Source organism: Streptomyces malaysiensis subsp. malaysiensis (assembly GCF_040653035.1).
GTDB classification, from domain to species: Bacteria; Actinomycetota; Actinomycetes; order Streptomycetales; family Streptomycetaceae; genus Streptomyces; species Streptomyces malaysiensis.
This window is the reverse complement of the sequence record NZ_JBEZNG010000055.1, coordinates 1-10,860: the sequence shown is the minus strand read 5'-3', so window position 1 is coordinate 10,860 and position 10,860 is coordinate 1. Positions and strand designations below refer to the sequence as shown.

General features: G+C 69.2%; 10 protein-coding genes. 7 read left to right on the top strand and 3 right to left on the bottom strand.

Translation table 11 applies throughout. From position 1 onward, the window contains the following. Positions 1-90 precede the first annotated feature (90 nt). Entirely contained in the window at positions 91-312 is a 222-nt protein-coding gene (locus tag AB0E24_RS45155) for a hypothetical protein (RefSeq protein ID WP_359385778.1), read from the top strand. A 38-nt stretch (positions 313-350) separates the two neighbouring features. Here AB0E24_RS45155 and AB0E24_RS45150 read toward each other — a convergent pair whose 3' ends face one another. Next, positions 351-980, bottom strand: a complete 630-nt coding sequence (locus AB0E24_RS45150; RefSeq protein ID WP_069867613.1) for a malonic semialdehyde reductase — start codon at positions 978-980, stop codon at positions 351-353. A gap of 260 nt (positions 981-1,240) precedes the next feature. On the opposite strand from AB0E24_RS45150, the gene AB0E24_RS45145 reads away from it, so the two are divergent. Beyond that, entirely contained in the window at positions 1,241-2,203 is a 963-nt protein-coding gene (locus AB0E24_RS45145) for a zinc-dependent alcohol dehydrogenase (RefSeq protein ID WP_359385775.1), read from the top strand. A gap of 20 nt (positions 2,204-2,223) precedes the next feature. Here AB0E24_RS45145 and AB0E24_RS45140 read toward each other — a convergent pair whose 3' ends face one another. Further along, the gene (locus tag AB0E24_RS45140) at positions 2,224-3,873 is read right to left on the bottom strand and encodes a hypothetical protein (protein WP_359385773.1); all 1,650 of its coding nucleotides are present in this window, start codon (positions 3,871-3,873) and stop codon (positions 2,224-2,226) included. A 75-nt stretch (positions 3,874-3,948) separates the two neighbouring features. Beyond that, the gene (locus AB0E24_RS45135; RefSeq protein WP_359385771.1) at positions 3,949-5,775 is read right to left on the bottom strand and encodes a flavin-containing monooxygenase; all 1,827 of its coding nucleotides are present in this window, start codon (positions 5,773-5,775) and stop codon (positions 3,949-3,951) included. A gap of 177 nt (positions 5,776-5,952) precedes the next feature. Here AB0E24_RS45135 and AB0E24_RS45130 point away from each other — a divergent pair, with 177 nt between their 5' ends. From AB0E24_RS45130 to AB0E24_RS45110, 5 genes are all read left to right on the top strand, one after another. After that, the gene (locus tag AB0E24_RS45130) at positions 5,953-6,534 is read left to right on the top strand and encodes a TetR/AcrR family transcriptional regulator (protein WP_079256405.1); all 582 of its coding nucleotides are present in this window, start codon (positions 5,953-5,955) and stop codon (positions 6,532-6,534) included. Positions 6,535-6,695: 161 nt separating this feature from the next. Beyond that, positions 6,696-7,424 (top strand): succinate dehydrogenase, encoded by a 729-nt coding sequence (locus AB0E24_RS45125; RefSeq protein WP_079153237.1) that lies wholly within the window; start codon positions 6,696-6,698, stop codon positions 7,422-7,424. A gap of 2 nt (positions 7,425-7,426) precedes the next feature. Beyond that, positions 7,427-9,394 (top strand): fumarate reductase/succinate dehydrogenase flavoprotein subunit, encoded by a 1,968-nt coding sequence (locus tag AB0E24_RS45120; protein ID WP_359385768.1) that lies wholly within the window; start codon positions 7,427-7,429, stop codon positions 9,392-9,394. Then, positions 9,391-10,137 (top strand): succinate dehydrogenase/fumarate reductase iron-sulfur subunit, encoded by a 747-nt coding sequence (locus AB0E24_RS45115; protein ID WP_069867606.1) that lies wholly within the window; start codon positions 9,391-9,393, stop codon positions 10,135-10,137. The genes AB0E24_RS45120 and AB0E24_RS45115 overlap by 4 nt, the downstream gene beginning before the upstream one ends. Positions 10,138-10,303: 166 nt before the next feature. Then, the gene (locus AB0E24_RS45110) at positions 10,304-10,768 is read left to right on the top strand and encodes an SRPBCC domain-containing protein (protein WP_069867605.1); all 465 of its coding nucleotides are present in this window, start codon (positions 10,304-10,306) and stop codon (positions 10,766-10,768) included. Positions 10,769-10,860: the final 92 nt, after the last annotated feature.

The window sequence follows — 10,860 nt, the reverse complement described above, 5'->3', positions numbered from 1 at the left end:
ACCGGATAGGGCACTCTCGGGTCCTATGCGTAGATCCCGGTGCGCCGCACTGTCAAGCGAATGAGTCGTACATCACGAAACGATCACGCCGTGTCCTTCGACCGATATGGCGCGGCCCTCGTGGCCATGGGAACGGACCGTACGGACGACGTGGGCGAGGGCGTGGGAGCCGATGATTGGGCCGAAAGTCGACGGTCCTCGGTGGACCCCGCGCAGGGGGCTCGGCGCACTGTCGCCGGAGGTGGCCGGCACGGCGAGGGTTCGCCGCCCGGCGCGGAGGGGGATCAGGTCACCGCGTACGAAGTGGCCTGATCCCATGAATGTGGACGCCTTACATCACCCCCCTGTGGTCAGACCAGCTGTACCGCCTGCTCGTACGAGGGGCGGGGCAGCCGCTCCCGGAAGGCTTCGGCGCCCGGGTAGCCGATGTTGACCAGCAGAATCGACCGCCACCTGCCATCGGGGAAGAACTCCTTGTCCACCGCCTCGGCGTTGAAACCCTTCATCGGTCCTGCGGCCAGCCCCGCCGCGCGGACGGCCAGCACGAAGTAGCCTGCCTGGAGCGTCGAGTTGAAGTCCCCGTGGGACTCGCGCAGCTCCTGGTTGGCCTCCAGCATCTGCTGTAACTGCGGGTTGGACGGGGCGAGGAGCGGCACATATTCCGGGTACCCGGTGTCCACGGCCAGCACCGCGGTGACCGGGGCCGAGGCGGTCTGCTCCTGATTGGGCTGTGCCACCCCGGTCAGCAGCCGCTGCTTTCCTTCCTCGGTGCGCACATACAAAATCCGCAGCGGATTGATATTCGCCGACGTCGGGGCCCATTTGAACAGTTCGTAGATGGCCCGCAGACGGTCGTCGCCCACCGGCTTGTCGCTGAAATCGTACGCCGTCTTGGCCTCGGTGAAGAGAAGTTTCCGCCCTTCGGGAGAGAGCGCGTACAGGGCCTGATCGCTATCGGGGGCCAGGGTGCTGTCCGTCACGGCCGTTCCAACTCCTTACTCACGTATGGCGATACGCGCGTATGGCGATCGCGGAACTCAGCGTACGCTTACGAGGTGTGCGGTGGCCGGGGACTTGGTCAGGTGGGCCGGTGGTGTGGTCCACCGCCGCGTGGTCTACCGCCGCGTGGTCTACCGCCGCGTGGTGTGGTCTACCACCGCGAGGATCATGTGTGGCACGCTCTTGGCATGGTGCTGGCGGCGCTTCCCCCCGCGATGCAGGTGTTCCGTTGAGGGCCGCCGTGCTGACGGAGCCGGGTGCGCTGTCCGTGGTGTCCGTGCCGGAGCCGTCCTGCGGCCCGGAGGACGTGCTGATCCGTATGCGGGGCACGGGGCTGTGCGGCTCGGATCTCGCCGTGCACGCGGGACACCGGCGGCCACCGAGCCTGCCCTGGATCCTGGGCCACGAGGGGACGGGGCGGATCGTCGAGCTGGGCAGCCGGGTCAGCGGTCTGCGCACCGGCCAGGACGTGGTCATCGAACCGGACTACTGCTGTCTGACCTGCGCCCCCTGCCGGGCCGGGCGGACCTCGGCCTGCGCAGGCCGGGCCGCCGTGGGACTGACCGTTCCCGGTCTGCTCAGCGAGTACGTCGTGGCACCGGCCGCGTTCGTGTGGCCCGTCGCCCGGCGACTGCCCGTGACGGACCTGGTCTGTGTGGAGCCCGCCACCGTGGCCCGGGCGGCGATGCGGCGCTCGGGCATCGCGCCCGGGCAGAGCTGCCTGGTGACCGGGGCCGGTTCCCAGGGGCTGCTGCTGTGCCAGGCGCTGGTGGACCACGGTGTGACGGTGTTCGTCCAGGAGCCCAACGAGGCCCGGCTGGAGCGCGCTTGTTCCCTCGGCGCGACGGCCCTGCCACCGGACGCGGACGGGCTCCCCTGTCTCTTCGAGACCTCCGGAGCCCCCGGCGGCGTCGAGCAGGGCCTGCGACGGCTCGCCAAACACGGCACCGCCGTGCTGATCGGGATGGACACCTCCCCGCTCGGGGTCTCACCGCGCGATCTGGTGGCGGGTCAGATCACCCTCATCGGCAGCATGATCTACGACCATCCGGTGGACTTCGCACGGACCGTCAGCGCCCTGGAGTCGCGGACGCCACCCCGGCTCGGCGCGGTGGTCAGCGACGGCTACGCCCTGGAGGACGTCCAGGAGGCGTTCACCGCCGCGTACACCGCGTCGGGAAAGGTGTGGGTGGACCTCTCCTGAGCCACCGCTCCGGCCGTGTCTCACCCGGCGGGCGCGGTCAGCCGCAGCACACTCCCCTCCCCGTTGGCCGATACGAGGAGGGCTCCGTCCGGGGCCACGGCGAGCCCGGCGAACTGGCGCGGGCGGCCGGGGACTCCGGGAATCGGTTCGGGTTCGGTGCGCGTGATCCCGGGCGGCAGGCCGACCGCCAGCTGCTCGGCGTCGATCCTGCTCGCCCCCGTGGCCAGGGAGATCGCCCGCAGCCGCCGGTGCTCGACCTCCACCGTGAACAGCTCGTCACCGCGCACGGCCAGCCCCTGCGGTGCGCCCAGCCCGTCCGCGACGACCACCGCCTCGCCGTCCTCCAGCCGGAGCACCGCGCCACGCCGGTCGTCGCTGACGTAGCAGCGCCACTGGCCGTCGAAGGCGACGTCCAGGGGGTGGTCGAGCCCCTCGGCGAGCACGCTGACGGTGTCGGCGTCGTCGATGCGCAGAACGCGGCCGGCACCGGTCTCGGCGACCACGAGGGAGCCGTCCGGGGCGACGGCGATCCCGGTGGGCTGGTCCAGCCCGGTGGCGCGTACCCGTGTGGTCCGGTGGACGGGGTCGTGGGTGCGCACATCGCCGAGTTGTGAGGTGAGGTGCAGCAGACCGTCGTCGGCGGTGACGTTGTGCACGGCGTACATCAGCTCGTGGGTGACGACACCGGGCTCATGACCGTCCTCAATGGCACCGGGACCGACGGCGGCACCGGAAGCGGTACCGGAGCCGGGGACAGCCGGGCTCGCCAGGCTGAAGTGATCGGCGGCGTACACCGTGCCGCCGAGGTCGACCGTGATGCCGAAGGGCCCGTCGAACCCCTGGGGGACCACCACCCGGGTCCTGCCGTCGGTGTCCACCTCCGCGATCCCGCCACTGGCGAAGCTGGAGACGAACATCCGGTTCTCATGGTCGAACGCGGCGTTGTCCAGCCCCACGATGCCGGTGGCGACGACCGACCGGGTCCCGGTGGCCAGATCGATGCGGGTCACCAGCCCGGCCATGCCACGGGACAGGACGACGAGGGCGCCGCCCCGGTCGAACCGCACCGCGACCGGGTCGTCCACCTCCTCGGCGACCAGCTCGGGCACCCCTCCGTCGGGCGGGATCCGCCAGACCTCGTTGCGCATCATCTGCGGGTAGTACAGACATCCGTCGGGGCCGAGTTGCATCGCGTTGCCCAGGGCCAGCCCGTCGGTCAGCACCGCCGGGTCGCCACCGCCCGGGAACAGTTCCATCAGGCGGCCGTTCATCTTCATCTCGTTGACGAAGAGGCGGTCGCCGACGCAGGTGATGCCGTTGGGCACCGACACCTGGTCGGAGACGAGGGTGTACTCACCCCCGGGGCCACGCCGCCACACCCGGCCGGGCGTCAGATCGGCGATGTACATCGAGCCGTCCGCCCCGAAGGCCAGGTCGTCCGGGGCCTCCACCGGGCCGTCGAGCGGCACCACCACCTCGATGTCACGCGAGACGGGGTCCACGGCACTGATCTGCCCGGCGAGGAACTGCGCCACGTACAGCCGCCCGTCCGGGCCGAATGTGACGCCGTTGGAACCCCACAGCCGGTTCGCCCTGGTGAGCCGGCGCACCTCCAGACGGTCGCTCGTGGTCCGTGTGCGGCCGGTGTCGTCGAACCGGCTTGGGTACATGGTCGCTCCTCGGGCATGGGTGGCACATCTGTCGGCACAGCGCACAGCGCACAGCGGCACGGCGGCGGATCGGTCTCAGACGACCAGCACATCGTCCATGCCGCCGTCCGCGCGCCAGCGCCTGAGCAGTTCATGGAAGGCGATCGGCCCGTCGCCGAAGGACTCGCTGCGCTCCCGTGGCATGCCCTCGTTGTTGTAGTAGCCGGGGGTGCACTCGGCCTGGAAGTCGTACAGGTCAGCCGCCTTCTCACGGATGGTGGCGCGCCACGCCGCCTCGGCCTCGGCGGTCGGTTCGACATACCGGGCCCGGCGCCTGCGGGCCTCGGCGAGCACCTCGGCGACATGGATCGCCTGCTCATCGAGGATGTGCACATAGTTGACCGAGCTGGCGTTCTGGAGCGGGCCGAGCTGGAAGAGGTTGGGGAAGCCATGGCTGTAGAAGCCGTGGAGGGTCTTCGGGCCGTCGCGCCAGGTTTCGGTCAGGGTGACACCGCCCCGGCCGTGGACCGGGAGGAACCCTGAGGTGACCCCGGAGACGCCGACCTCGAAGCCGGTGGCGAAGATGACGCAGTCGACCTCGTACTTGGTCCCGCCGACCACGACGGCGTTCTCGGTGATGCGCTCGACACCCCCGTGGTCGGCCGTGTCCACCAGCGTGACGTTGGGCCGGTTGAAAGTGTCCAGATAGGTGTCGCTGAAGGTGGGGCGCTTGCACATGTAGCGGTACCAGGGCTTGAGCGCCTCGGCGGTCGCGGTGTCCCCGACGGTGGAGTCCACTCGCTCGCGGATCCCGTTCATCTTCTGGAAGTCGGCGATCTCGTAGAGGCGTTCGCGCTCCTGGGACGGGAGGTCCGCGTAGCTGTCACTCGGGATGAGCTTCTGCTGGAGCCGCGCGGTGCTGGTCCAGCCGTCGTTCACCAGGTCCTCGTCCGCCTGGCCACCGGTGACGATGGTGAGGAAGTTGTCCCTGCGGCGCCGCTGCCAGCCGGGTGCCAGCGAGGCGGCCCACCCGGGGTCGGTGGGACGGTTGCCGCGCACATCGACCGAGGACGGTGTGCGCTGGAACACATACAGCCGCTCGGCGTCCCGGCCCAGATGTGGCACGACCTGGATGGCGGTGGCACCGGTGCCGATGAGGGCCACGCGCTTGTCGGCGAGTCGGTGCAGACCGCCGCTCGCGTCGCCGCCGGTGTAGTCGTAGTCCCAGCGGCTGGTGTGGAACGTATGGCCCTTGAAGGTCTCGATCCCGGGGATGCCGGGGAGTTTCGCCCGGCTGAGTGTGCCGCTGGAGATCACCACATGGCGCGCCCGGATGCGGTCGTCCCGGTCGGTGTGCACGATCCACTCCAACTCGGCGTCATCCCAGCGGAGTTCGGTCACCTGGGTCCGGAAACAGACATCGCGGTAGAGGTCGAAGTGGCGCCCGATCGCCCGTGCGTGCTGCCGGATCTCCTCGCCCGGCGCGTAGCGCCACCGCGGTACGTAGCCGATCTCTTCGAGCAGGGGCAGATAGACGTAGGACTCGATATCGCACTGGACTCCGGGATAGCGGTTCCAGTACCACGTGCCGCCGAAGTCCCCGCCCTGTTCGATCATGCGGATATCGCGCACACCTGCCTGCCGCAGCCGGGCGCCGGCGAGCAGTCCGCCGAATCCGCCCCCGATGACCAGCACCTCGACCCGGTCGTGCAGCGGCTCCCGGGTGAACTCCGGCTCCACGTACGGGTCCTGGGCGTAGGAGTCGAGGTCCCCGGCGATGCGCCGGTACTGCTTCTTGCCGTCGGGGCGGATCCGGCGGTCACGCTCGGCCCGGTACTTCGCGCGCAGGGCGTCCGGATCGAATCCCAGCTCCTCGGGGTCCATGGACGTGGCGGAGATGGGCGGGTGGTGGGGAGTGGGCATGGGGGGTCCTTGTGCCTCTGGCGTCGGAAGGGTCCGGAAAGGGGCGGAAGGTCTATGGGTTCGGATGCCGCCCGGGGTCCGTTGATCGGCGGCGGGCTCAGCCTCACAGAAAACGTTCCCAATGCGCAACCTTTCCCAGTGGGCAAGAATCAGCCTTCTCGCGTATGCTCATCCGCGATGACTACCGGCCTGCGTGAGCGCAAGAAGGCGGCGACCCGCCAGTCACTGCACGATGCCGCCGTGCGCCTCGCCGCCGAGCACGGCGTCGAGCACCTCACGGTGGAGGCCATCGCCGATGCCGCCACCGTCTCCCGGCGCACCTTCTCCAACTACTTCGCCAGCAAGGAGCAGGCGCTGCTGCACCGTGACAGGGCGCACACGGTCCGGCTGGTCGAGCTCATCCGCGCCCGCCCGGCGCGGGAGTCCCTGATGACGGCGGTCATCGGCGCCGCCGAGCAGCACTCCGCCGAGTTCGCCACCGATCCGGCGCAGGAGGAGGGCTACCGGAGCCTGCGTCTGCATCCGGCGCTGCTGCCCGAACTGGTCGCCACCTACGCCGCCGCCGAACGCGACCTCGCCGAGGCCGTCGAAGAGCGTCTCCCCGCCGGACCGGACACCCCGCTGCGGGCCCAGATTCTCGCCGCGAACCTCCTGGCCACCTTCCGCGTCGTCGGGCAGACGGCTCTCGAGCGGCGTGAACGCGATGCCGTGGACCTCCTCCGCCAGGCCATCACGATCACCCGCGAGGGCTTCCACTGACCGTTTTTCCCTGACCGCTTTCCCCGGCCGCTTTCCCCGGCCGCGTGGACGGTGAGGTCAAGCCTGGCCTGATCTGTGCGGTCCTCGATAGCCAGGGCCTATCGAGATGATCAGAATCATATCTTGGCCCTTTTGACCCGTCCGGCTCTAACGTCGTGTCCATGGCATTGACAACGCGGCCGGAGCAGCGTCCGACGCAGGCGGAGCGGCGGCCGTCCATGGCGCTCTCATTCTGGCAATCGACCCTCGGCAAGAAGATCGTCATGGGCGTGACCGGTCTGATCATGATCGGTTACCTCTGCGTCCACATGCTCGGGAACACGAAGATCTTCTTCGGCCCGGAGGAGTTCAACGCCTACGGACACTGGCTGCGCGTCATGGGGGCGCCCGTTCTGCACCATCAGTGGGGCCTGTGGATCGCCCGTGTGGTCCTTCTCGCCTCGGTGATCCTGCACGGTGTGTCCGCCTACCAGCTGAGCAGGCGGGACATCAAGGCCCGCCCGCAGAAGTACGTCCACACCAAGCCACGGATGAGCTATGCGACCCGGACCATGCGCTGGGGCGGGGTGATCCTGGGTCTGTTCATCGTCTGGCACGTCCTGGACCTCACCACCGGCACCACGCACTCCGGCGGATTCCAGGAGGGCCATCCGTACCAGAACGTGGTGGACACCTTCTCCACCTGGTACGGGAACGTCATCTACATCGTGGCGATGCTGGCCATGGGCCTGCACGTCCGGCATGGCTTCTGGAGCGCCGCACAGACCCTCGGCGCGGGCAACCGCACCCGTGACCGTGCCCTCAAGGCCATCGCCAACGCCCTGGCGATCGTTCTGACCGTCGGGTTCATCTCCGTGCCCGTCGGTGTCATGACCGGAGTGGTGAGCTGACCATGTCCTCGTACAGCGAATACGCCGAGTACGCCGAATACACCGTCGGCGAGCCGATCAAGGACGAGCGGGCCCCCGCCGGGCCGATCAACGAGCGCTGGGACACCCGCCGCTTCGAGGCCAAGCTGGTCAACCCCGCCAACCGCCGCAAGCACACCATCATCGTGGTGGGCACCGGTCTGGCCGGTGGCGCCGCCGGCGCCACCCTGGCCGAACAGGGCTACCACGTGGTCCAGTTCTGCTACCAGGACTCGCCGCGCCGGGCCCACTCCATCGCCGCCCAGGGCGGGATCAACGCGGCGAAGAACTACCGCAACGACGGCGACTCCATCCACCGGCTGTTCTACGACACCGTCAAGGGCGGCGACTTCCGCGCCCGTGAGTCCAATGTCCACCGCCTGGCGCAGATCTCGGTGGAGATCATCGACCAGTGTGTGGCCCAGGGTGTGCCCTTCGCCCGGGAGTACGGCGGTCTGCTGGACACCCGCTCCTTCGGCGGTGTGCAGGTCTCCCGCACCTTCTACGCCCGTGGCCAGACGGGCCAGCAGCTGCTGCTCGGCGCCTACCAGGCGCTGTCCCGCCAGATCGCGGCGGGCAATGTGGAGATGCACGCCCGCACCGAGATGCTGGACCTGATCGTGGTCGACGGGCGGGCACGTGGCATCGTCGCCCGCGATCTGGTGACCGGCGAGATCTCCACGTACTTCGCCGACGCGGTGGTGCTGGCCAGCGGCGGCTACGGCAACGTCTTCTACCTCTCGACGAACGCCATGAACTCCAACGCCACCGCCATCTGGCGGGCGCACCGACGCGGCGCGTACTTCGCCAACCCCTGCTTCACCCAGATCCACCCGACCTGCATCCCGCGCTCCGGGGACCACCAGTCCAAGCTGACGCTGATGAGCGAGTCGCTGCGCAACGACGGCCGGATCTGGGTGCCCAAGGCGAAGGGCGACACCCGTCCCGCGGCGGAGATCCCCGAGGACGAGCGCGACTACTACCTGGAGCGGATCTATCCGTCGTTCGGCAATCTGGTGCCGCGCGATATCGCCTCCCGCGCCGCGAAGAACGTCTGCGACGAGGGCCGCGGTGTCGGACCCGGTGGCCAGGGCGTCTATCTGGACTTCGCCGACGCCATCGCCCGGATGGGCCGCAAGGCGGTCGAGGAGAAGTACGGCAACCTCTTCGACATGTACGAGCGGATCACGGCGGAGAACCCGTACGAGGTCCCGATGCGCATCTACCCCGCGATCCACTACACGATGGGCGGGCTGTGGGTCGACTACGACCTTCAGACCACCGTGCCGGGGCTGTTCGCGATCGGCGAGGCCAACTTCTCCGACCACGGCGCCAACCGGCTCGGCGCCTCCGCGCTGATGCAGGGCCTGGCCGACGGCTATTTCGTCCTGCCCTCGACGATCAACGACTACCTGGCCCGCAACCCGCACAAGGACGAGGTCGACGCCTCGCACCCGGCGGCCGTGGAGGCGGTACGGGAGACCGAGGACCGGCTGACCAGGCTGCTGGCCGTGGACGGCGACCGCACCCCCGACTCCTTCCACCGCGAGATCGGCGAGCTGGTCTGGGAGTTCTGCGGCATGGCCCGCACCGATGAGGGGCTGCGCAAGGCGCTGGACCGCCTCCCGCAGATCCGCGAGGAGTTCTGGCGGCGGATCAAGGTGCCGGGCACCGGCGAGGAGTTCAACCAGTCGCTGGAGAAGGCCAACCGGATCGTGGACTATCTGGAGCTGGCCGAGCTGATGTGCCTGGACGCCCTGCACCGGGCCGAGTCCTGCGGCGGCCACTTCCGTGAGGAGTCCCAGACCCCCGACGGCGAGGCCGCCCGCGAGGACGAGGAGTTCTCCTACGCCGCGGCCTGGGAGTTCACCGACACCGGCGCCGCCCCCGTGCTCCACAAGGAGCAGCTGACCTTTGAGTACGTCCATCCCACTCAGCGGAGCTACGCATGAAGCTCACCCTGCGCGTCTGGCGCCAGCAGAACGCCGACACCCCCGGCGCCATGGCCACCTACCAGGTCGACGACGTCTCCCAGGACATGTCCTTCCTGGAGATGCTCGACGTCCTCAACGAGGAGCTCATCCTCAAGGGCGAGGAGCCGGTGGCCTTCGACCACGACTGCCGTGAGGGCATCTGCGGTGCGTGCAGCCTGGTGATCAACGGTGACGCCCACGGTCCGGAGCGCACCACCACCTGCCAGCTCCATATGCGGTCCTTCCGGGACGGCGACACCATCGACATCGAGCCATGGCGCGCCGCCGCCTTCCCGGTCATCAAGGACCTGGTGGTGGACCGCTCCGCGTTCGACCGGGTGATCCAGGCCGGTGGCTACATCACCGCCCCGACCGGCTCCGCGCCGGAAGCACACGCCACTCCGGTGCCCAAGGCGGACGCGGACTACGCCTTCGAGCACGCCGAGTGCATCGGCTGCGGCGCCTGCGTGGCGGCCTGCCCCAACGGTGCGGCGATGCTGTTCACCTCGGCCAAGGTCAACCATCTCAATGTGCTGCCCCAGGGCTCTCCGGAGCGGGAGACCCGGGTGCTGGACATGGTGTCCCAGATGGACGCGGAGGGCTTCGGCGGTTGCACCCTCACCGGTGAGTGCGCCACGGCCTGTCCCAAGGGCATCCCCCTGTTCTCCATCACCGCGATGAACAAGGAGTGGCTGCGGGCGTCCCGCAAGGTCAAGCGCTGACCGCACTCCCCCACGAACGGCACCCCTCGACAACGCTCCGTGGACGGGTGCCCCGGTGGCGGAGGTCTTACGGACGCAAGACCTCCGCCACCGCTCGGCCGAACCGCGGCGGTGATTCCGGTGTCACCGGCTCATCCACCCACCGCCCGGCCGCTAGGTTGAGCACATGTATGCCATGCGAGTCTCCCGGCGTGTGAACGCCCCGCGCCCGGCCGTCTACCGGGCGCTCCTCGATGCGAGCGCCATCGCGACCTGGCGGGTGCCCGACGGCATGACCTGCCGGGTGCATGAGTTCGAGCCCCGCGAAGGGGGCGCCTTCCGCATCTCGCTCAGCTACGACGATCCGTCGGGCACCGGCAAGTCGGGCGCCCATACGGACACCTACCACGGCCGTTTCACCCGGCTGGTGCCGGATGAGCAGGTGGTCGAGGTGTCCGAGTTCGAGACCACGGATGCCGCCCTCCGCTCCACGATGACCATCACGACCACGCTCACCGACGCGGAGGGCGGCGGTACGGACGTCCTCATCGCGCACGAGGGGATCCCCGACGTGGTCCCGGTCGCCGACAACGAGCTGGGGACCCGCATGTCCCTGGACAAGCTGGCCGCGCTCGTGGAGACGGGCCTTTAAGGGGTCCTTGCACTATGCCCGCCCGGGTCGCGCGGCCTGGCACCGCACCTCGCCGCGTTGCCGAAAAGCCCTAGTAGCTCCGCTACGAGGGC

Bases quoted from the DNA above. Each gene is read 5' to 3' on its own strand.
- AB0E24_RS45140 (WP_359385773.1), bottom strand. From the start codon at position 3,873: ATGTACCCAAGCCGGTTCGACGACACCGGCCGCACACGGACCACGAGC.
- AB0E24_RS45135 (WP_359385771.1), bottom strand. From the start codon at position 5,775: ATGCCCACTCCCCACCACCCGCCCATCTCCGCCACGTCCATGGACCCC.
- AB0E24_RS45130 (WP_079256405.1), top strand. From the start codon at position 5,953: ATGACTACCGGCCTGCGTGAGCGCAAGAAGGCGGCGACCCGCCAGTCA.
- AB0E24_RS45125 (WP_079153237.1), top strand. From the start codon at position 6,696: ATGGCATTGACAACGCGGCCGGAGCAGCGTCCGACGCAGGCGGAGCGG.
- AB0E24_RS45120 (WP_359385768.1), top strand. From the start codon at position 7,427: ATGTCCTCGTACAGCGAATACGCCGAGTACGCCGAATACACCGTCGGC.
- AB0E24_RS45115 (WP_069867606.1), top strand. From the start codon at position 9,391: ATGAAGCTCACCCTGCGCGTCTGGCGCCAGCAGAACGCCGACACCCCC.
- AB0E24_RS45110 (WP_069867605.1), top strand. From the start codon at position 10,304: ATGTATGCCATGCGAGTCTCCCGGCGTGTGAACGCCCCGCGCCCGGCC.